General features: G+C 63.2%; 29 protein-coding genes. 12 read left to right on the top strand and 17 right to left on the bottom strand.

Going from position 1 to position 19,640, the window contains the following annotated elements:
- Position 1: 1 nt before the first annotated feature.
- From P2G62_RS04715 to P2G62_RS04695, 5 genes are read left to right on the top strand one after another with little or no spacing between them, the layout of a single operon-like run.
- Positions 2-334 carry a hypothetical protein gene (locus P2G62_RS04715; protein WP_275733725.1) on the top strand — a complete coding sequence of 111 codons (333 nt, stop codon included), beginning with the start codon at positions 2-4 and terminating at the stop codon, positions 332-334.
- A complete protein-coding gene (locus P2G62_RS04710) occupies positions 331-714 on the top strand; it encodes a hypothetical protein (protein WP_275733724.1) in 384 nt (127 codons plus the stop codon). Before P2G62_RS04715 ends, P2G62_RS04710 begins: the two co-directional genes overlap by 4 nt.
- The gene (locus P2G62_RS04705; protein ID WP_275733723.1) at positions 711-1,004 is read left to right on the top strand and encodes a hypothetical protein; all 294 of its coding nucleotides are present in this window, start codon (positions 711-713) and stop codon (positions 1,002-1,004) included. The genes P2G62_RS04710 and P2G62_RS04705 overlap by 4 nt, the downstream gene beginning before the upstream one ends.
- Entirely contained in the window at positions 1,001-1,177 is a 177-nt protein-coding gene (locus P2G62_RS04700) for a hypothetical protein (RefSeq protein ID WP_275733722.1), read from the top strand. The genes P2G62_RS04705 and P2G62_RS04700 overlap by 4 nt, the downstream gene beginning before the upstream one ends.
- Positions 1,167-2,147, top strand: coding sequence for a site-specific integrase (locus P2G62_RS04695; protein ID WP_275733721.1), 981 nt, complete (start codon positions 1,167-1,169; stop codon positions 2,145-2,147). Before P2G62_RS04700 ends, P2G62_RS04695 begins: the two co-directional genes overlap by 11 nt.
- 211 nt (positions 2,148-2,358) lie before the next feature.
- Here the strand turns inward: P2G62_RS04695 and P2G62_RS04690 are convergent, their stop codons facing one another.
- The 9 genes from P2G62_RS04690 to P2G62_RS04650 are packed head-to-tail and all read right to left on the bottom strand — an operon-like array spanning position 2,359 to position 5,840.
- On the bottom strand, positions 2,359-3,372 hold the full coding sequence (locus tag P2G62_RS04690; RefSeq protein WP_275733719.1) for a tyrosine-type recombinase/integrase: 1,014 nt from the start codon (positions 3,370-3,372) through the stop codon (positions 2,359-2,361).
- The gene (locus P2G62_RS04685) at positions 3,366-3,569 is read right to left on the bottom strand and encodes a hypothetical protein (protein ID WP_275733718.1); all 204 of its coding nucleotides are present in this window, start codon (positions 3,567-3,569) and stop codon (positions 3,366-3,368) included. Before P2G62_RS04685 ends, P2G62_RS04690 begins: the two co-directional genes overlap by 7 nt.
- Positions 3,570-3,575: 6 nt before the next feature.
- Positions 3,576-4,124: a hypothetical protein gene (locus tag P2G62_RS04680; RefSeq protein WP_275733717.1), complete on the bottom strand. Its 549-nt coding sequence runs from the start codon at positions 4,122-4,124 to the stop codon at positions 3,576-3,578.
- A gap of 50 nt (positions 4,125-4,174) precedes the next feature.
- On the bottom strand, positions 4,175-4,399 hold the full coding sequence (locus tag P2G62_RS04675; protein ID WP_275733716.1) for a hypothetical protein: 225 nt from the start codon (positions 4,397-4,399) through the stop codon (positions 4,175-4,177).
- Complete coding sequence (locus P2G62_RS04670; RefSeq protein WP_275733715.1) at positions 4,396-4,608, bottom strand: hypothetical protein; 213 nt, start codon at positions 4,606-4,608, stop codon at positions 4,396-4,398. The genes P2G62_RS04675 and P2G62_RS04670 overlap by 4 nt, the downstream gene beginning before the upstream one ends.
- Positions 4,605-4,799: a hypothetical protein gene (locus P2G62_RS04665; RefSeq protein ID WP_275733714.1), complete on the bottom strand. Its 195-nt coding sequence runs from the start codon at positions 4,797-4,799 to the stop codon at positions 4,605-4,607. Before P2G62_RS04665 ends, P2G62_RS04670 begins: the two co-directional genes overlap by 4 nt.
- Positions 4,796-5,035: a hypothetical protein gene (locus P2G62_RS04660; protein WP_275733713.1), complete on the bottom strand. Its 240-nt coding sequence runs from the start codon at positions 5,033-5,035 to the stop codon at positions 4,796-4,798. Before P2G62_RS04660 ends, P2G62_RS04665 begins: the two co-directional genes overlap by 4 nt.
- Positions 5,036-5,053: 18 nt before the next feature.
- Complete coding sequence (locus tag P2G62_RS04655; protein ID WP_275733712.1) at positions 5,054-5,206, bottom strand: Arc family DNA-binding protein; 153 nt, start codon at positions 5,204-5,206, stop codon at positions 5,054-5,056.
- Positions 5,207-5,216: 10 nt separating this feature from the next.
- Positions 5,217-5,840, bottom strand: coding sequence for a hypothetical protein (locus P2G62_RS04650; protein WP_275733711.1), 624 nt, complete (start codon positions 5,838-5,840; stop codon positions 5,217-5,219).
- 154 nt (positions 5,841-5,994) lie between these two features.
- Between P2G62_RS04650 and P2G62_RS04645 the strand changes: the two genes are divergently transcribed.
- Together P2G62_RS04645 and P2G62_RS04640 are read left to right on the top strand one after the other, a co-directional pair.
- Positions 5,995-6,189 carry a hypothetical protein gene (locus P2G62_RS04645; protein ID WP_275733710.1) on the top strand — a complete coding sequence of 65 codons (195 nt, stop codon included), beginning with the start codon at positions 5,995-5,997 and terminating at the stop codon, positions 6,187-6,189.
- Entirely contained in the window at positions 6,179-6,475 is a 297-nt protein-coding gene (locus P2G62_RS04640; protein ID WP_275733709.1) for a type II toxin-antitoxin system RelE/ParE family toxin, read from the top strand. Before P2G62_RS04645 ends, P2G62_RS04640 begins: the two co-directional genes overlap by 11 nt.
- A gap of 316 nt (positions 6,476-6,791) precedes the next feature.
- Here the strand turns inward: P2G62_RS04640 and P2G62_RS04635 are convergent, their stop codons facing one another.
- The 5 genes from P2G62_RS04635 to P2G62_RS04615 all read right to left on the bottom strand — a co-directional run bounded on the left by P2G62_RS04635 (position 6,792) and on the right by P2G62_RS04615 (position 10,478).
- Complete coding sequence (locus P2G62_RS04635) at positions 6,792-8,054, bottom strand: phage major capsid protein (protein WP_275733708.1); 1,263 nt, start codon at positions 8,052-8,054, stop codon at positions 6,792-6,794.
- Complete coding sequence (locus P2G62_RS04630) at positions 8,044-8,316, bottom strand: hypothetical protein (protein WP_275733707.1); 273 nt, start codon at positions 8,314-8,316, stop codon at positions 8,044-8,046. The genes P2G62_RS04635 and P2G62_RS04630 overlap by 11 nt, the downstream gene beginning before the upstream one ends.
- A 3-nt stretch (positions 8,317-8,319) precedes the next feature.
- On the bottom strand, positions 8,320-8,667 hold the full coding sequence (locus P2G62_RS04625) for a head-tail connector protein (protein ID WP_275733706.1): 348 nt from the start codon (positions 8,665-8,667) through the stop codon (positions 8,320-8,322).
- A 185-nt stretch (positions 8,668-8,852) separates the two neighbouring features.
- Positions 8,853-10,130: an AAA family ATPase gene (locus P2G62_RS04620; RefSeq protein WP_275733705.1), complete on the bottom strand. Its 1,278-nt coding sequence runs from the start codon at positions 10,128-10,130 to the stop codon at positions 8,853-8,855.
- 153 nt (positions 10,131-10,283) lie between these two features.
- Complete coding sequence (locus P2G62_RS04615) at positions 10,284-10,478, bottom strand: hypothetical protein (RefSeq protein ID WP_275733704.1); 195 nt, start codon at positions 10,476-10,478, stop codon at positions 10,284-10,286.
- 541 nt (positions 10,479-11,019) lie between these two features.
- Between P2G62_RS04615 and P2G62_RS04610 the strand changes: the two genes are divergently transcribed.
- The 3 genes from P2G62_RS04610 (at position 11,020) to P2G62_RS04600 (ending at position 14,394) form a co-directional block, all read left to right on the top strand.
- Positions 11,020-11,670: a protein-L-isoaspartate O-methyltransferase gene (locus tag P2G62_RS04610; RefSeq protein ID WP_275733703.1), complete on the top strand. Its 651-nt coding sequence runs from the start codon at positions 11,020-11,022 to the stop codon at positions 11,668-11,670.
- Positions 11,671-11,790: 120 nt separating this feature from the next.
- On the top strand, positions 11,791-13,167 hold the full coding sequence (locus P2G62_RS04605) for a TolC family outer membrane protein (RefSeq protein WP_275733702.1): 1,377 nt from the start codon (positions 11,791-11,793) through the stop codon (positions 13,165-13,167).
- Positions 13,168-13,302: 135 nt separating this feature from the next.
- Positions 13,303-14,394 (top strand): hypothetical protein, encoded by a 1,092-nt coding sequence (locus P2G62_RS04600; RefSeq protein WP_275733701.1) that lies wholly within the window; start codon positions 13,303-13,305, stop codon positions 14,392-14,394.
- A 74-nt stretch (positions 14,395-14,468) separates the two neighbouring features.
- Here P2G62_RS04600 and P2G62_RS04595 read toward each other — a convergent pair whose 3' ends face one another.
- Complete coding sequence (locus tag P2G62_RS04595) at positions 14,469-14,789, bottom strand: DUF6280 family protein (RefSeq protein ID WP_068765522.1); 321 nt, start codon at positions 14,787-14,789, stop codon at positions 14,469-14,471.
- A 214-nt stretch (positions 14,790-15,003) separates the two neighbouring features.
- On the opposite strand from P2G62_RS04595, the gene efp reads away from it, so the two are divergent.
- Positions 15,004-15,567 (top strand): elongation factor P, encoded by a 564-nt coding sequence (efp, locus tag P2G62_RS04590; RefSeq protein WP_275733700.1) that lies wholly within the window; start codon positions 15,004-15,006, stop codon positions 15,565-15,567.
- A gap of 55 nt (positions 15,568-15,622) precedes the next feature.
- On the opposite strand, the gene P2G62_RS04585 is transcribed toward efp, so the two are convergent.
- Positions 15,623-16,354, bottom strand: a complete 732-nt coding sequence (locus tag P2G62_RS04585) for a folate-binding protein (RefSeq protein ID WP_275733699.1) — start codon at positions 16,352-16,354, stop codon at positions 15,623-15,625.
- Positions 16,355-16,387: 33 nt separating this feature from the next.
- Positions 16,388-18,088 carry an ABC transporter ATP-binding protein gene (locus P2G62_RS04580; protein ID WP_275734088.1) on the bottom strand — a complete coding sequence of 567 codons (1,701 nt, stop codon included), beginning with the start codon at positions 18,086-18,088 and terminating at the stop codon, positions 16,388-16,390.
- A gap of 332 nt (positions 18,089-18,420) precedes the next feature.
- Between P2G62_RS04580 and P2G62_RS04575 the strand changes: the two genes are divergently transcribed.
- Positions 18,421-19,632 (top strand): aminotransferase class V-fold PLP-dependent enzyme, encoded by a 1,212-nt coding sequence (locus P2G62_RS04575; RefSeq protein ID WP_275733698.1) that lies wholly within the window; start codon positions 18,421-18,423, stop codon positions 19,630-19,632.
- The last annotated feature ends 8 nt before the right edge of the window (positions 19,633-19,640 follow it).

Raw genomic sequence — 19,640 nt, 5'->3', positions numbered from 1 at the left:
GATGACTGACACAAAAACATACCTTGCTGCTGAGTTGCGCGCAGTGGCGCAGCGTGCCAGCCATGAAAACGCTGCAAAATATGAGGCGCTGGCACGACGTGCAGAGACCGGCGAATTCGATGATTACGGCGATGCGCATGTCTGTGGACCGACAGCGCTGCACAACGAGCTTTTGTCCGCAGGATTCACAAAATTCGCGGCACGGGTCGCAGGCGGAGAGTTCGACGCATCACCGGAAGAAAGCGAGGCATGGGCGCGCAGCCAAACAGATCCGCAGGTGATTGCACTGATGGATGTGCTCGGTATCGGGCCAGACAGGAGCAAAGATCAATGATCGATGAAATCACCGCCCTTCGCGTGGAGAATGAACGCCTTGCCGCCGAACTCGCAAAGGCCGAAGCGCTGTCCCGCGAACAGGTGGCAGGGGCGTATCTGGCGGCTGAGGAGAGATTGGCTATGGAGCAGGGGGCGCTTATCACCCGTCGCGTTATCAGTGCCATAAACTCCCTCACCCCCGCCGACGCCACCGCAGCGCTTGAGGCCCGTGACGCGCGGGTGCGGGAAGACGCAGCTTGGCACGTTTCCGTCATGGTTGAGTTGATGCTGGCGATCGGAGAGCGGTGGCCAGCGTCAACCGAGGCCAAGGCAAAGCTGATCCTTGATAGATCAGCCATCCACACCGACGCGATCCGCAAGGCAGGAGGTGACGCATGACCGCGCCTGAACATGTGACGCTGAATGAAAGCGGGACTATGGTAGTTTGTTCGCACTTCAACGTGTGGCCCAGTGATGTCGAATACACCCGCGCCGACCTCTGCATCCGCCGCGACGACCCGGCGCTGTTGGCCGTGGTGGAGGCGCTGAAATGGTATGAAAGCGCAGCGTGTGATTGTCGTAAAATCACCCGCGAGGGGGACGACGCACGTCATGCACTCCACGCCGACGGGGGAAAGCGTGCCAGCACCGCCATCGCAGCAATCACCGAAAGGATGGGCAGGAAATGACCACGCGCCAGCCGATATTTCGCCCATCAGATCTGCGCAAGGCCGTATCGGAATGGGCGGCTCAGGGGTTTGTTGTTCAGATTTCGCCAGATGGCAGCATGACCGTGACGCCTCCGCAGCAGCCTGATAAGCGAGACCCATTCGACCTCGTGGATTTCAGCCGTGAAACGTGACCTTCCAGCCTATGTCTACGCCAAGAACGGCGGCATCTGGTTTCAGCGCCGCGGCTATCGCACGACGAAGATCATCGCAGCACCGGGCACCAAGGAATTCGCGCTGGAATATGCCGCGCTTCTGAACGGCGCGCAGTCTGTTCCGACGACCGGAAAGACGTTCGCAGCGCTGGTGCGGTCATACACGCGCAGCCAGAAATACCGCGGCCTCGCAATCCGGACAGTGCGCGATTATGACAAGGTGCTGGATTGGGTGACGGCCAAGCTCGGGCCGCTGCCGGTGGCGGGACTGCAACGCAAGGACGTGATCCGCGCGCGCGATACCAACGCCGGAACCGTGCGGTTTGCGAATTACATCGTCCAGGTTCTGCGTATTCTGCTGGAACACTCAATCGACATTGGCTGGCGCACCGACAACCCTGCAAAGGGCGTTTCCATGCTGAAATCCGAGGCCTCACCGCGTGAGGCGTGGCCCGCCGACAAGATCGAGGCGTTCCGCGCCGCAGCAGATGGCCGGACGCTGCTGATATTTGAGCTGTGCCTCGGGACCGGGCAGCGGATTGGTGACGTGCTGCGGATGCGGTGGAGCGACATCGAAGGCGACGGCATCAACGTCACGCAGGGCAAGACCGGCGCCAAGCTGTGGGTGCCATTCACGCGCCACCTGCGCGCTGTGCTGGACGAAACACCGAAGGTCGGTGTGACGATCTGCGCGTGGGGCAGGGGGAAGCCGACAGCCTATCGCGGGGCCGCCGATCTGATCATGGCCGTGCGCCGCCAGATCGGAGCCGAGGCCTATGACATTCACGGGCTGCGCTACTCGGCGGCATCGGAGCTGGCCGCGCTCGGGTGCAGCGACGACGAGATAAAGGCCATCACCGGGCACACGACAAGCGCCATGGTGGCGAAATATGCCGGGGCAGCTCGGCAGCGGTCGAGAGCAGCGAAAGCGCAAGAGAAGCGTAAATGATGTTCTCAACATTCACGATGCGTTCAGCGCATGTTCCGCAGTTTTTCTCAACATGAAGTGTTGCAATTCAGCAGCTTGCGCGCGGCTTTGCAATCCGCTGCGTAACCTCTCCGCCAACCCGCCTCGCTGTTGTGTTCATTAGATTTTTCGAATGGCACGGTCAAGCGGTTATCACTCCGGTTATCACGTTCATGTTTCGGTTCCGTTCCGTTCACTTGCGCTTCTCCCGCGCTTGACGGGCGCGCATGATCTGCCGCGCCTCGCCCGCATACTTGACCACCATCTTTTTCGTTGAGTGGCCCGAGTAACTCATGATCTCGTCGTCATCACAGCCCGCCCATGCCAGCTCCATGACGCCGCGATAGCGCAGCGCGTGGAGGTCATAGGCTTCGAGACCAAGGCGCTGCCTCTCGCCCAGCATGACCTCTGCCAAGCGACGATAGGTCATGGCGCTGCCGTCCTGCTTGCCGATGATGAAGCGGTTAGGCATCGGGGCGTAGGGCAGGGCGGCTTTGGCCGCGTCGAGGGCGCGCTTGAGCGCGGCGGTGCACGGCAGCACAAGCGGCTTGTCGGTCTTGTTCTGGCGCAGGGTCAGCGAATCGCCGTCATAGTCGCCCCATTGGAAGCCAACCCAATCTCCGGGGCGCTGAACCGTTCCGACGCCGATCTCGAAAATCAGCCGCTCAAGCTGGCCAGCTTCTGCCCGAAACTTCTCGATCGCCGCATCCGGCCAAGGCACATGCGGCTGTTGCTTCGCCTTCGGCACCTTGAGGCGCTCGATCCCAACAGCCGGGTTGTCGGTCAACCAGCGCAGCCGCAGAACCTCTTTGGCGATCATCGAGACTGCCACCGGAATGTAGTTCGCGAATCGCACCCGGTGCTTGTTCGCATCCATCGCCGCGTAAATGTCCGCAGCCGTCAGCCGCCGCACATCGCGTTTTCCGATCTTGTCTTCGAGGTATTCGAGCACCGGCTCTAGGTCTTGGCGGTATCGCTGCGAATGTTCTGCCCAGCGGTCAGACGTGCGCAGGATCTTGATTGCAGCCGCCCAGGAGCGTTTCGCCTCTTGGGTCTTGCCGGTCATGACCTCCCAATACTGCCGGTCAAACTCGGCCGTGCCCTCGGGTGCCGTAAAACGGTGCAGGTATTTGCCGCCCCGGTAGAAATAGACGCAGCCCGGTTTCGTCTCGCGAACATAGGGCTTGCGGCCCGGCTTTCTCACCATTGAATGCCCCCGTCGATCGCATCGCCGCGTCCGATATGGCGCAGCGCCTCTGCCTCCCAGCGGATCACGCCGGGGGCGATCTCTCTGCCCTTCGGAAGGTGCCCCCCGTCCACCAGCGCGCGAAATTCTGTCACCGGCATGTCGAGCAGCGCGGCAGCAGTCTTTTCGTTCGCAAGGATGGGGGTAAGCTTCGTCATGCGTGGTTAGCCCTCCACCGCATCTGAATAGGCCTCGTCGAGCACCTTGCGGCCATCAAGCGCCATGCGATTGCAGACGCGCATAAAGATCTCCGACACGTTCGCCACAATGAGGCCGGTGAAGCGGTGATATTCCGGTGTGATGCCAGACAGGTTGACCTTGCCGCCATCGTCAACGAGCTTCACGGCGCTGCCGCCCTGATAGACAAAAAGCAGGGTCTGCCCGAGGGTGTGATGCCACGGCATCGCCGGAATACGGGGCGGCCCGATCGGTTCTTCCCCCACCCAATGGCTCGGGCTTTCACCGGAATGCGCGAACTTCTGTGAGGCCGCGAATGCGTCCTGAACCGACGACATTCCGATATTCATAAGCTCTGCGGCGATCGCGATTTCCATCAGATTGAACCAGGAGAATTTGCGGGAATGGCCGCGCCCGAGGGGTTCGCGCTGCCCGACCACGCGGCCAAGGTTGCACCAGTCGGTGATTTGCTTCGATGTGCAGCCGGTCGCCAGAGCAACCGACTGCGCCGTGAAAGTTTGGTTGAGAAGTTCCATGAGTGTATCGCCTCCAATTTCAGAAACGATAAACTCGTTACGCGGCGCAGTCAAGTCTGCGACACCTGGGCGCCGATGCTCTCCACATCGCCCGCAGTGAGTTTTTCTCCCGCGTCGTGGCGGGCAACGAGCGCCATCATGCGCGCCTCTGCGACTTCGGCCGGAACGGTCTTGTGAACGAATGCCGCCTCAAGAAAGCCGATGAACAGGAGCTGATGAACGCCGCCCATCCTCTCAACCGCATCTAGAATTTGCTGCTTTGCGTCGCTGCTCATGCTTCTGTCTCCTCGAAAATTGTTGAAAGAAATCGCGCGATGATCGGCAGAGACTCGATCATGTCCTCGGCGCGTTTGTGCCCGATGCAGACCATCCAATCCGGGTTTTCTGGGTCGGCGAATGCGCGGTGGGCGCGCTCTATCACATCGGCGTAGGCAGTAAGCGCCTGCGCCGCAGTCTGGGCAAATTCTCGCGGGTCGTTGCTCATTGCGCACCGCCTTTCAGAATTGCTTCGAGCTGATCCCCCAAGGCGATGATCGCGCCGCGCTTGCGGTTCGCCTCGCCATGCAGTTCGTCTTGGGCAAAATCCCACAGGACGATTTGCAGGGCCGTCACCATCGCCTCGGCCCGTTGGAGCGTCTCGGAAAGGCAGCGTTCACCGGGAATCGCGTTGCTCATTGCGCCACCCGCCGATCTGCCAGCGTCTCGCCCTCTCCGAACCACAACCAGTCGAGACTGAGGCCGGTGCGCAAGCAATACATCAACAGCTCGTCTGAAAAGGTCCGGTCCTCGCCCACGCCCTCGGTGAGGCATTCGGGCGCAGTGGTGCCGGTAGCTGCGGCGAAGGTGGCGAGGCGATCAAGCACTTCTTTCGGAAAGCCGGTATCGTTCGCGCAGGCGCGTTGTTCGGTCATTGTCGTGATCCTTTCGGGTTAGGCGGTGGTGGGTTCGGTGCGGGTCATGGCCGCCCGCAGCATCTGGACCACTTCCGAGTTTTGGGAACGCCCGTTCCGCTCGGCCTCGGCCTTGATCCAGTTCTTGAGGTCGGTCGGCAGGCGAAGCTGCATTTGGCTGCGGTCAGTCATGTGATTAGCCTCAATAAAGCACAATGCTATAAAGCAAGGTGCTTGCATTGCCGTCAAGGAAAAAATGTAGCAGACTGCTATGTGCAAGTTGAAAGGGCGAAAAATTATGGCGAAGACGCCTGTCGCAGATCAGGTTCAGGTGAACTTCCGAATGCCCGCCGATCTGCGGGACCGCATCAAGGCCGCAGCCGATGAAAACAGCCGCTCCATGAATGCCGAAATTGTTTTGCGTCTCGAACAGACATTCAAGGATCATCACCTTGAGGCGCTTGACGGTGTGCATCGGGATGAAAGCCCAGACGAAATGCGGCTTTTGGTTGCCAACCTCGTCAGCGGAATTGCGAAGTCGCTTAAGCATGGCGGAACACTTCAAGAGTTGGCCGAGCGTTTGAACGCGGATGCCAAGCCCACCAAAGACTAAGGCCGGGACAGCGCGCATCCTTCCAGACACTTTGGCGTTGCGAAGACAACGAGTCTGGTATGGTTCAATTACGCGGCAATATGGCCATACCAGACTCGGCCAAAGCTCTCGCATCGTGCGGGCCTCGTGGATCTCGTCGCGGCGAAGTCCGAGGTCGGCGGCTGTAGTGATGTTGTCTTTATCAACACCACTTTCCCATCCGCGTTTCGCCACCTCCCCACGCTCCTGCGCGGCGTCGTATTCGAAAGGCCGGAGCTGGATCCACAGCCCCGCTCCTGCGGAGGATCGTTGCACTATAGAGGACGTTAACCTCTGGTTGATATCGTGAGACCAAATTGCTATCTTCGAACCCTAGCGAGGAACAAGCATGACCGCACAAGCCAAGATCAGGACTGACGGCAAGGGCCGTTTCTCCGGCGCTTTCGTCAAGCGCCCGTCGGGGCATGCCGTCTTCGTCCGGGCCGAGGCCATGGACGAGTCGCTTGAAGACGCACGGTTGAACGCGATTGCCGACGAACGGGCCAGCGGTCCCTTCGTGCAGGTGTCGCTGGATGACCTTTAAGCTATTCTTCCACGAGAAGGCGCTGAAAGAGTTTCGGGCGCTGGATGCGGCGGTTCGGGATAGGCTCAAGCGCAAACTGGCAGAGCGCCTTGAGAACCCTCGGGTGAATGCCGACAGACTGAGCGGTGAGCGAGACCGCTACAAGATCAAGCTGAAAACGCCCGGCCTGCGCCTCGTCTATGAGGTCGTTGACGATGATCTAATCGTCTTCGTTCTGGCGGTGGACAAGCGCGAGCGCAGCACGGTCTACGAGAAGGCCTCGGGCCGCTTCTATCAACGCAAATGATCCGCTGCCAGATTGAGGGTGCGTGAAGACGTATGGGGGCGCCGATCATGCGCTACCTCCCCACAGGGGAGCTCGCATCTAATGTGAGAAGGCCGGAGCAACTGCGCGCAGCTCCGGCCCCATGATCGGCCCCGGTGCTATCCGTGCCGATCTGCGCCGCGCCCCTTGGAAATGGGCCGCGCCTTGACGGGGTTTTCGGCCATGAACAGCCGGGGCACTCGCCGTCTAATCCCAGATGCTTTGGCAAAGAGCACATCGCCCGGCGCATCCAGCCGTTTTGGTGCCGGGGCATAGTGATCGGCCCCGGCATTGATCATCAGGTGGGCGTGACGCCGGTCAGCGCATAGAACGCGCCGGGATGCTGCGCCGCCACATCGGCCCGAAGGTGGGCGATGAAGGCATATTGCAGGTTGCCCATGAACGCCTCGCGGATCACCTCGATCCGAATGTCAGACCGCACGCCGATCAGCAGATGCGCGAAGTTGCCAGCGAAGACGGCGCTTTCATTCGTTCCTGTGCCGCCATCCACGGGAATCGCGGTCGTCGTCAGCATCGGAATATTCGCCAGCACCGCCGGTTGATTGAGCGGCTGCCCGGTGCCGTCTGTGGCGCCGGTCAATGCGCCCTCGTCGCGGGGGTGCATGATGAACGCCGAAACCGGCCCCGCATTCGCCGTCAAGATCGCGGTGCGCGCCCGTGCCAGATCGCCGTATTTGATCGCCGCAGCAACCGCCGAAGTTCCGATGCCGCTCGTGTTGGCGATGCCGCGCGGCTCCGGTGCCGTGCCGCTGCCAAGAAGCGCCACGCGGTCCAGCTCGGACGCCAGAGACGCCGCAAGAATGCGCGGCAACTCGGCTTCGAGGTTGATGCTGTCCTGCAAAAGTTCGACGCTGACTTTCGTCATCACGGCCAACGAACGCGGAACGAGCTGCACATTGTCGAAGGTCGGATCGGACAGCGCGACGGCTGCCGATTCAGCGCGCCATGCGGGCGTCGGATCGGCGGCAAGGCGAGCGATGTTGTTCGTCATGCCGTCGAGCATCACGGTTTTCGCACCGGCCCGCGTCACAACCGAAGCGGCGCGGAGCGTGTCGATCAGCCGCGCGCTGAGGTGCGTCGGGACGGTGTAGCCGCCCGCGCTGTCGCTCCCTTCGGAGAGGGCGCGTTTTTCGAGGTCGGTTTCAGCACCCGTCACCATACTGCGAAGGTAGCGTCCGACCGGCAGGCGGCTGAACGCGTCTTGCCCGCGCGCCTCGGCCCATGCCACGCAGCGCTGTTCCGGGGCGATCTGAGCGCCGCTATCGCCATCGAAAGTGCCGTCGCCAAGGCCGTCATCCACGCCACGCGCTTCGGCATCGCCACCACGCGGGGCGCGGGGATCACCGGAACGGGTGCTGGCCGCATCTTTCGCGGCCTCGATCTTATCGCGCAGGTCATCGACTTCGGCCATGATCAGGTTGAATTCGCGCTCGATCCCGCGCGCCTCGGCCTCGGGCAGGTCGCCTTTGATCTTCTGATGCAGGGCGCGGGCCTCGGCCATTTTCGTCCGGTGCTGCGCTTGGAGTTGTTCAATGGTCATTATGTGTTCCTTCGTTTGCGGGCGCGAAGTAGAGAAAGCGCCCCTCTTGTGGGGTTTGTGCTTTCTCCGTCGCCTCGGGCGAAGGGTTGCCAGCCGGATTTTCGGCGGCGTGCTCCGATACAAGATCGGGCAAATCACACTGATGGAACAATACCGGAACATCTTTGGCGCTGTCAAGCATCGCGCGGCGCAGTCGGAGCTTGCGGCGGAACCGCGCAGCGTGGAAATTGCGCTTCCGTGTCTGCCAGTCGTCACGGCTCATTGGCTAGCCCTCGCGCACGCGCGCCGCGCGCGCATGAGGCCGAAAAACTGTGTTAGCGTTGAAGGTGTGCGGTGGGCTCCGGTCCCGTGTCCGAGACCACCAGAGATCGACATGCCCCCCCCGCCTTTTTTGGCTCAGTTTCGTCCGCGCAGAAAATTTACGGATGGCGCCAGTTCGGTATCCTACCCCATAGAGATCGACCCACCCCCCTGCTACCTCGCCAGCAGTGGCAGCGGCCAGCACATCGCCAAGAGCTGAGTCGATCATCAGCGACAGCGCCGCGTCTTCGTCGTCGTGGTCGATGCGGGCGTGGAGCTTGGCTTGGGAAAGCAGATCGGTTGCGAGGGTCATTGCTCGGCATCCTTCTTTGCGTGCACCGCGCCGCCAAGGGCGGGTGCAACGCATGGGGGGTATGGGGGTATGTGACAGAAGGGGGGATGAATGGGGGATGAAGGGGGGGATGAAGGCACTTGCGAAGGGGGTTCGCATGGGGGGATGAAGGGGGATGAAGGGGGTTGAAGTGGTGTGAAACGTGGTCATTTCCCGGCCTCCACAAGATAGGAAACTTGCCGCGATGCCGGGCCATCCTTGGCGATCTGCACCTTTCCAGATGCTAGAAGCCCCTCCATTGCTGCCTTGAAGGCCCGCTTTGTCATGCCCTCTCGGTCTGGGTGCTCAGAGAACAGCTTGGGTGCATAGGTCGCGCCGCCAGCTGAATTGACGCGCCGTCCTTGCTCAGTGAACAGGCGCAACAGCTTTAGGAACACACGCTCGGCCTTCGCGGATGCGGCCATCCGGTCGAGGCTCGTTTCCGCAGCATCAGGCACAAAGACGCCATCGCACCACGTCATGCTGATTTCTGCGCCGGTCTCGCCGTAGTTCTGTTTTTTGATCGACAAGACACGCTTGCGGGTGTCCGGCTCATAATTGTCCTCGACGATCCTCGACATGTAGAGGCGAGAGCGCACAGAGTTGTGCCAGGCGGTGCTGCCCGAGGTTCCAGATCCGCTGTTGAGGCCAGTCAAGGACGGATGCCCCAAGAGCATGACCGCGCATTTCTGCCGGATCGCCAGCCCGCGCAGGATGCCGACGAATTGGCGCACCTTGGCGCGGTCGTTCTCGTTCGCCGGGTAAACATCGGCCAGCGTGTCAATCACGATCAAGGCCGGGTCTTCCTGTTCAGCGCGGCTTTCCAGCTCCTTGAACAGCTCGGATTCGATCAGGGAAAGCTGCCCCTCGATCGCCAGAAGCGCATCCTCACCCGCAAGGCTGCGAAGTGTCAGGCCCTCAACATCGTCGTAGCTTCTGCCCTCAGATGCCAGAATGTCGTCGAGACGGCGGTGCAGCTCGTCCTCGTCGTCCTCGGCGGAAATGAAGATCACGCGGCCCTGTTTCACGCTCCTGCCAAGCCATGCCGTGCCAGCCGAAGCTGCAACGCCAAGCTGCAACGCCAAGAGGCTCTTGCCCGTGCCACCGTCGCCAGCAAAGAGCGTCACCGTGCGTTGCGGCACCATGCCGTGCACCAGCCATTCCCGCTGCGGCACCGGCTTTCCTTTGAGGTCTGCGGCGCTAAAAAAGGTGGAGTCGCGTTCGGTCGCAGGCGCAGCAGGCTTCTTGCCGTAGTTGAGCCATTGCGCATCGGTCATGCCCTTGTCGTCGTTGCACACGAACCAGCCCATCACCGTGCCGCCGTATTCTGCGCGCTTGCCATCGGGCCGGATCTTGCGATCACCTTCCTTCGGCGCAGCCGGTTTATTGCCGCTGCGCTTGGCGGTCCCGTTGATCTCGTCAGGCCATTTGTCGTTGTATCCCATCACGCAGACACCCCCATCAGCGCATCATTCCGGGTGATCTCGCCGGCGCCGGTCATTCGTCGCCCTCCCCATAGGCGAGTCGTGCGAGAACACCCGCCAAAGGACCAGATAGGCCACACAGAGCACGCAGGCGGGCTAGGCGTAGAGCAACCATCACGCGGCCCCCCGCTTCACGAAGGGCAGCACATGTGCAGACCAGATCGCTTCGCCGGTCAGATCCGAAAGCCCCTCGGCGTAGGCCAGCGCCTCATCCAAGGCCCAACAAGCGGCAACCTGCTCACCGTTGCGATACACCGCCCGGAAGTCGCGACTGGTTTTCTTGTCGTGGTGCAGCCGAATCCAGATCATTGCAGCACCCCGCTGAAAGCGAAGTCGCAGATCTCTGCTGCCTGTTCCGGCCGCAGTGAATGCAGCGCACACAGAAGGATAGCCGCTCGTTCATGCACCGGCAGCCTCAGCGCCCATAGGTGAGAAATGGTTTCCCAATTCTCTGGCGTGTCGAGGATCAGGCCGTAGCCTAGCAGCCGGGCCGCTCGTTTGTGGCGGTCCTGGGCGAATGCAGAGATTGCGTTCTTGTGGCGGTTATCACGTTCACCCGGTGTTCTGGGTTCGTCCTGATAACGATTTTCTGGGATGGCGTTGATTCTGCTTGGGATCCGCAGGGCTTTGCAATCCGCTGCGTAACCTCTCCGCCAACCCGCCTGCCTTGAGGTGGCTCTCCGATAAAGGATCGCGCGGGTCTGTGCAAGGGGGCAGTGCGCGCGTCCTTGCACAGCCCGAGCGATACCTCTGTGCAACAGCCCGGCTCGCAATGCTGCGGCATGTTGCCCCGCAGAAATATCTGTGGCAAAACCTCGAGCAGGCACATCCAGACTGAAGAGTTCAGAACATGCAAGATTTCGCCACGCGCCGCACCATGATGGTGGATACGCAGGTCCGCCCCAATGACGTGACGAAATTTCCGATCATCGAGGCCATGCTGAGCGTGCCGCGCGAGGAATTCGTGCCCGCCGCCCGCCGCGAGGCCGCCTATGTCGGCGAGAATGTCGAAATCGCGCCGGGCCGCGTTCTGCTGGAGCCGCGCAATTTCGCCAAGATGCTGGACGCGCTGGATATTCAGCCGACCGATCTGGTGCTCGATATCGGCTGTGGTCTGGGCTATTCGGCGGCGGTGATCGCGCGCATGGCCGAAGCCGTGGTCGCCCTTGAGGAAGAGGCGCTTGCCGCCCAGGCGGAGGCCACGCTGGCGCAGGCCGGCGCGGACAATGCCGCCGTGGTCGCCGGCGATCTGGCCGCGGGGTCGGCCAAGCACGGCCCTTATGACGTCATCATCATCGAAGGTGCGGTCGAGACCGTGCCCGAGGCGATTCTGGCCCAGCTGAAAGAGGGCGGGCGGATTGCGGCGCTGTTCATGGAAAATGCGCTCGGCACCGTGCGCATCGGCCACAAGATCGACGGGGAGCTGAGCTGGCGTTACGCGTTCAACGCCGCGGCCCCTTTGCTGCCCGGCTTCGCTGCGGCAAAAGGTTTCGTGCTCTGATCCGCAGGCTGCGGTATCAGGGTCATATCGACGGAAGTGAATGTTTGGGCCGTTAGACCGCGGCCCGGGCTGTGAGCCGCCACAGAAGCGGGGCAGCACAGAAACAATGAGGAACCAGGCATGACCCGCAAGACCCTGAAACCGTTTGTCTTCGCAGCCATGGCTGCGGTTGGTCTGTTGACCGCCCCGCTGGCCGCAAACGCCGAATCGCTCGCGGATGCGCTGGTCTCGGCCTATCGGAACTCCAACCTTCTTGAACAGAACCGCGCAACACTGCGCGCGGCGGACGAGGACGTGGCAACCGCCGTGGCCGCGCTGCGCCCGGTTCTGCAATGGAGCGCGGATTACAGCTATACCAAGGCCGACCAATACCCGACCGCCGATCGTCGCAGTGCCGCGCTGACGCTGGCGGCACAGATGACGCTGTTCGATTTCGGCCGTAACCGGCTGGCGATCGACATGCAGAAAGAGGCCGTGCTGGCCACCCGCGAAGCGCTGCGCTCGATCGAGCAGGATGTGCTGCTCTCGGCGATTTCGGCCTATACCAGCGTGAAAAGCACCGCCGAGCAGGTCAGCATCAACGATAACTCGGTGCGTGTCCTCAGCGAGGAGCTGAAGGCGACGCAGGACCGTTTCGATGTCGGTGAAGTGACCAAGACCGATGTCTCGCTGGCCGAGGCGCAACTGGCGTCAGCGCGGGCCTCTCTGGCGGCGGCGCGCGGCAATTATCAGATCGCGCGCGAAGCCTACAAGGCCGCGGTCGGGCACTATCCGACTTCGCTTGCCGCGCTGCCCAAGGCGCCGAAGCTGCCGAAATCGCTTGCCGAGGCGCAGTCGACCGCGCAGCGCAACCATCCGGCGATCAAGCAGGTGCAGCACAATGTGACCCTGGCGGAACTGGGCATCAAGGCCGCCGCCGCCGAACGGCTGCCCGAGGTGACCGGCTCGCTGGCGCTGAAAAACGCCGAGGCGGGGGTGACGACGCAAAGCGCCGGGGTGGAACTGACGCAGACGATCTATGCGGGGGGCGCGCTGTCGGCGGCGCACCGTCAGGCAATCGCCGGGCGCGACAAGGCGCGGGCGACGTTGCAGCAGACTGCGGTCGAACTGGCGCAGGGCGCCGCGCAGGCGTGGTCGCTGATCGACGTGTATCGCGCGCAGATCCGTGCCTATGACGAACAGGTTCAGGCGGCGCGGATCGCCTATCAGGGCGTCAAGGAAGAAGCGACGCTGGGCGCGCGCACCACGCTGGACGTGCTGGATGCCGAACAGGATCTGCTGGATGCACAAGCGGCCCGTATCGACGCCGAAGCCCAGTTGCAGGTAGGGTATTATCAACTTCTCTCGGCTATGGGTCTGTTGACGGTAGAAGACCTCAAGCTCGGAATCCCGACCTATGATCCGGCGGCCTATTACAATGCCGTGCGCAATGCGCCCTCGACCAGCGTGCAAGGCCAAAGCCTTGATCGCGTGCTGCGCACCATCGGCAAGCCCTGACAGGCGTGATCCGTTGCAGCATGTCTGCGGCGGATCAGGTTTTGTGACGCGTGTTGTGCTGTGTGCGACGGATGCGGGGTCGTGCGGGCTGGGGGCTGGACAGACTGGCCGCTGGGCCGCAGGATGGGGGGTATGATGTCCGAGCGCGGAACCCAAATCGAAATCGAAGATGTGCTGTCCTCGATTCGGCGTCTTGTCTCGCAAGACGCGCCGGTTCCGGCACGCCCAAGCGGCCCCCGTGCGCCGCAGATGGATGCCGTGCCGCCGCAGCCACGGCTTGATCCGCGTGTTCGGGCGCCGGAAGCTGAAACACCCCCCGCTGTGACCGAGGATGCCGAACAGGTGGCCGATGCAAGCTGCCTGCTGTTGACGCCCGCCTTGCGGATCGAAGACCCGGAGGAGGATGCGGCTTCCCTTGCGGACGCCGAGCCAGAAGAAGCGCCCCGTGCCGAGGACGCGCTTGACGCGGCTTGGGGGCAATCCGGGGAAGAGGCCGTGCAGACCGTGACTGGGCATGACGACGGGCCAGAGGCCGAAACCGCCGATCTGGGGGCCGAACTGGCGCGGCTGGAAAGCACCATCGCCGAGATGGAAGCGGCGGTGGCGGATAGCGGCATCGAATTCGAACCTGAGGAAGGCGATCCTTTCGAGGTAGAGGGGGGCGCGCCATTGCAGAGCCTGCCAGAAGACTATGCGCAGAATGCGCCGTCTGACGCAGATGGAAATTTGGCCGAGGGGAGCGCGGATGTGGACGACCTGAGCAAGAGCGAGGCCGCAGAGGCGCAAGAGCCCGCGCCCGAAGCGCTGCAGTCCGATGTCGACGTATCGGCCAGTGACGAGGGCGAAGACGAAGCCTGGGATGCGGGCGAGGCGCTCGACTGGTCCGATGCCGAGGCGCCGTCAGAGGGGCCGCGCCGCTTGCATCTGCACGATGCGCAAGAGGTTCACGAGGCGCCCGACACTCTGCGCTCCAGCTATGACACCCTGCGCGAAGAACTGGCCCGTGGCGACGCCCTGGAAGAAGAGGCGATGGCCGAACTGGACCGCGACCCCGATTTTTCGGGCGCAGAGGCAGGTCTGGTCGATGAAGAGGCGTTGCGCGCGCTGGTGGCCGAACTGATCCGCAAGGAATTGCAGGGCACGCTGGGCGAACGCATCACCCGCAATGTGCGCAAACTGGTGCGCCGCGAAATTCAGCGTGCGCTGATGTCGCGCGATTACGAATAAGCCTTGGCAGTTCTGAGGGACAAAACAAAAGGCGCGCCCCGGGGCGCGCCTTTTGTTTGAGCGGCATCTGAAACTCAGGCCGCCTCGGCTTCTTCCGCGGCCATCCGGCGTTCGCTTTCCTCGCGCGACAGTGCCACCGAGGTGCGCACGCCTTTCGAGACGAATTCCATCAGGCCTTTCACCACGCGCTCGTTCGGGTCGATGCCGGCGCAGGACAGCACCTCGCGCCCATCGCGCGAGCGTGCCCAACGAGCGATCTGCTCGGGGCCGTTACCGTATTTCTTGTCATCGGCAATCGCGTCATCCAAGGCAGCAAGCACAACAGCGGCGAACAGCTTGCGCGCCCTCTGGCCTTGCTCATAGTTGAATGCGGAGCCGTCAACGAAATCGCGCATTATTCCGTCCTTTTTTATTGCTCTTGCGTTTCCTGGCGTGCGGGCCATGTAGGGCGCTTCGTCCCCGATTCGATATGCCCCCCTAGTCATTGCAGCTATGCACTTAACGCATATCTTGTGCCGGAGCTACCGTATCTAGTCTGCTTGCCAGGGTACAGCCGCGCATATATAGGTGCGCAGCTTCTCCAATCAACCCAATCCGCAGGGAAATCCCATGCCCAAGATCAACGGCAATGAAATCAAACCGGGCTACATCATCGAGCATGACAAGGGCCTGTGGGCGGCGGTGAAGGTGAACCACGTCAAGCCGGGCAAGGGCGGGGCCTTCGCGCAGGTCGAGCTGAAGAACCTGCGTGACGGGCGCAAGCTGAACGAACGCTTCCGTTCCGAAGACAAGATCGACCAGGTCTCGCTAGAGACGAAAGACCAGCAATTCCTGTATGAAACCGACGGAAATCTGGTGTTCATGGACACCGAAACCTTCGAGCAGGTGGAAATCGACGCCGAATTGCTGGGCGAGCGCCGGGCCTTCCTGCAAGACGGGATGACCGCTGCGGTCGAATATTATGGCGACGAGGCGCTGAACGTGAAGCTGCCGCAGAAGGTGGTGTGCACCATCGTCGAGACCGAGCCGGTGGTGAACGGCCAGACCGCCGCCAAAAGCTTCAAGCCCGCGATCCTGGACAATGGCGTGCGCGTGATGGTGCCGCCCTTCGTGGGGCAAGGCGAACGGATCGTCGTGCATACCGAACTGATGGAATATTCCGAGCGCGCGTGACTCGCGCAATCGTGAACCGGTAGGGGCCGCGCAGATCGTCTTGCGCGGCCTTTTTCTAGGGCAGCGTGACCTGTGCCGCGCCCGCCTGCATCGGCCCTGTGGCGCGGTCGAGCCGCAGATGCGCGATCGCCTGACCGCCCGACTGGGTGAACAACGTCCCCACCGCGCGGCCCTCGGCGGTGATTTCGGTGCCCACCGGCGCCGTGCCGGTGATCGCCACGGTGACCAGCCCCTTGCGCAGGTCTGTCTTGTGCTTCATCCGCGCCGTGACCTCTTGGCCGACATAGCAGCCCTTGCGGAAATCGACACCGTGCAGCCGCTCGAACCCGGCCTCCAGGATATAGGTCTCGGGCGTCAGTTCGATCCCGGTTTCGGGGATGCAATGGGCCACGCGGATCGCGTCCCAGTCACTGCCGTCATCGCCCGCCTCGGCGCCATAGAGCCGCCAGCCAAGCGCCGGATGGCGCGGGTCGGCCACGGCGCCTTCGGGGGCGGGGCCGGTGCCGCGCTGGACCTGCAGATCCGACGGGCTGATCTGCACATCGGCGCGCAGCTTGTACATCGACAGCCGCCGGACCGTGGCCTCGGCAATCGGCGCGGCAATGTCGAGCAGGATTTTCTCGCCCAGCGGCACCAGCAGGAAATCGGCCAGATATTTGCCCTGCGGCGTCAGCAGCGCGGCATAGACCGGCCCATCGGCCAGCCGCCGCACGTCATTGCTGACCAGACCCTGCAGAAAATGTTCCCGGTCGGTGCCGGTAATCTCGAAAATGCTGCGTTCGTTCATCTGCCCTCCGTGAAACGATATGGGCGGCGGCCGTCATTCGACAAGTTGCATCCGGCACAGCGCGGCATAGGCGCCGCCCTTGGCCAGCAATTCGTCATGCGTGCCCTGTTCGGCGACCTGTCCTTCGACGATCACCACGATCTTGTCGGCATTGCGCACGGTCGACAGGCGATGCGCGATGACCAGCGTGGTGCGGCCCTGCGACAGCTCGTCCAGCGCCTGCGAGACCTTGGCCTCGGATTGCGTATCCAGCGCCGAGGTCGCCTCGTCCAGCAGAAGGATCGGCGCATCGCGCAGCACGGCGCGGGCAATCGCCACGCGCTGCCGCTGCCCCCCCGACAGGGCCGAGCCGCGCGGCCCCGCCGGCGTATCAAGGCCCGCGGGCAGGGGGGTGACGAATTCATTCACATGGGCGGCCCGCAGCGCCTGTTCCAGCGCGGTTGCGGGCACATCCTGCCGTCCCAGCAGGATGTTTTCGCGAAGCGTTTCGTCAAACAGCGTGGCTTCCTGAGAAACACTGGAAAACATCCCGCGCAGCGTCGCCAGATCGAGCGTGCGCACATCCGCGCCCCCGATCCGCACTGCGCCGCTGTCAGGGTCCACCATCCGGGTCAGCAGGTTGAAGACGGTGCTTTTGCCCGCGCCCGAAGGCCCGACCAGCGCGGTGGTGCGCCCGGCTTCGGCGGTAAAGCTCAGCCCGCGCAGGACCGGCGTGCCGCCATAGCTCAGCCACACATCCTCCAGCGCGATATCGGTGCTGGCGGGGCGCGGGGCGGGGCGGCTGGGCGTGGTGATCGTGGACTGGGTGTCGAACAACCGATACAGCCGCTCCAGACTGGTCGCAGCGGTCTGCCAGGTGCCCGACAGGCCTGCAAGGCGGCGCAGCGGCTGGAACGCCAGCGCCATTGCGGTGAAGAAGGACATAAATTCGCCCACCGTGCGCTCGCCCGCGATGATCTCGCGTCCGCCCAGCAGCAGCACCCCGAAGAAACCGAAGCCCGTCACGATGTCGACTAGCGCGGGGATCATGCTTTGCGAGGCGGCCATCTTCACCTGCGCGCGGCGGATACGATCGACCAGTTTGGCGAAACGGCCGATCTGGTAATCCTCCATCCGGTTCAGCTTGACCGCGGTGATGCCGTGGAACACCTCGTCCAGCCGGGTCGCGCGGGCGCCGGACTGTTCGCGCATCTGCCGGGATTTGCGCCGGATATAGCGCTGCGCCATGCTGGTGGGCAGCAACAGCAGCGGCGCGCCGATCACCGCGGCCAGGGTCCACATCGGATCGGTCGCGATCGCCACCCCGAACAGCGAGATCAGCGCGATCGCATCGCGCCCGGCCCCGGTGATGAAGATCGACCAGACATTCTGAACCGCTGCCGTGTCGCCCTGCACCCGCTCGATCAGCGCGCCGGGGGGATTGTTCTGGAAAAAGCTCTGGTCCAGCCGCAGCAGGTGGCGCACCAGATCGACCTGCATTGCGCTTGATGTTTTCAGCGCGACATTGGCCAGAAGTGTGCGCGAGGTGACAGAGGTGATGGCGCGTATCACGAACAGCGCAAAAATCGCGCCGCCGACCCACCAGATCATGCCCGGCTCGCCCGCAACGAAGGCGCGGTCGAACAGGGGTTCAAGCATCCAGCTCAGCACCCCCAGGGTCGATCCCTCGATCACCATCATGACCATCGCCCCGGCCATCCACGGCCAGTGCGGGCGCAGATAATCGCGCCACATCCGGCCAAAGAGTTTGCGAGAGCTGTAGGGGGATGCGTCGGCCAAGGTGCGCCTGCTCGGGTCAAGGGCGCGGGGGCTGCGCCGGTTTGTCGTGATCTAGCGCGAATGCGGCCCCCGGGCAAGCGGCCCCCGGTTTGCGGCCCACATGGCACCCCGGCCGCAGTCTGTTCCGCCTGGAACGCTTCTTTCTCTTTGGTTCAAATATCCCGGGGGTCCGGGGGCTGGCCCCCGGCTGCCCCTGCCCGCGCATGGCAGCTTGCCGGCCGTTGCCGATTGACCCTGCCAGAGGGCTTCTTTACCGATTGGTCCATTGCCCATTCACGGAGTTTCAGATGAGCCTCGCCCACGGTCGCCCCTATCTGGCCATTCCCGGCCCGTCCAGCATGCCCGACCGGGTGCTTGCCGCGATGCACCGCGCGGCGCCGAATATCTACGAGGGCGACATCGTCGACATGACGGCGGGGCTTCTGGCGGATCTGCGGCGGGTCGCGCTCAGCACCAGCCATGCGGCGATCTACATCTCGAACGGCCATGGCGCCTGGGAGGCGGCGATCGCCAACATGTTTTCGCGTGGCGACAAGGCGCTGGTGCTGGCCACAGGGCGCTTCGGCATCGGCTGGGCCACCCACGCCCGCGCGATGGGCGTCGAAGTCGAGGTGATCGACTTCGGCCTGAACACGCCCGCCGACCCGGCCCGGCTAGAGGCCGCATTGCGTGCCGACACCGGGCACAGCATCAAGGCCGTTCTGGTGACCCATATCGACACGGCCACCTCGATCCTGAACGACATTCCGGCGATGCGTGCGGCGATGGACGCGGCCGGGCATCCGGCGCTTTTGGCGGTGGATTGCATCGCGTCGCTGGGATGCAACGAGTTTCGCATGGATGACTGGGGCGTCGATGTGATGGTGTCGGCCAGCCAGAAAGGCCTGATGGTGCCGCCCGGTCTGGGCTTCGTCTGGGTCTCGGACAAGGCGGTGGCGGCGTGCCGGGGTTCGGATCTGGCCACGCCCTACTGGAATTGGGAAAAGCGCATCTTCGCCGATTACTATTACGAACATTTCGCGGGCACCGCGCCCACGCATCACCTGTTCGGGTTGCGGGAATCGCTGACCATGATCCTTGACGAAGAGGGACTGCCGCAGGTCTGGGCACGGCACAAGGCGCTGGCGGGCGCGGTCTGGGCGGCCTTCGATACCTGGGGGCTGGGCGGCGATCTGGCGCTGAACATCGCCGATCCGGCGCATCGCGGCCATTCGGTGACGGCGGCGAAGATCGGCAATGGCGGGGCCGGGCGGCTGCGGCAGTGGTGCGAAACGCAGGCGGGGGTCACCCTGGGCATCGGGCTGGGCATGGCAGAGCCGGGCTCGCCCAGCTATGGCGATTATCTGCGCGTGGCCCATATGGGCCATGTGAACGCCCATATGACGCTGGGCGTTCTGGCCGTGATGGAGGCCGGGATGCAGGCGCTTGCCATCCCGCACGGGCCGGGGGGCATTGCGGCGGCGGCTTCGGTCGTGGCGCAGGCCTGCAAATCGGCCTGATCCCGGGG

The sequence above is a fragment of the Paenirhodobacter sp. CAU 1674 genome (assembly GCF_029222945.1).
In the GTDB taxonomy this organism is placed as follows: Bacteria; Pseudomonadota; Alphaproteobacteria; order Rhodobacterales; family Rhodobacteraceae; genus Rhodobacter.
Note: the sequence above shows the minus strand (reverse complement) of the source record. Positions and strands in the feature narration are given on the sequence as shown.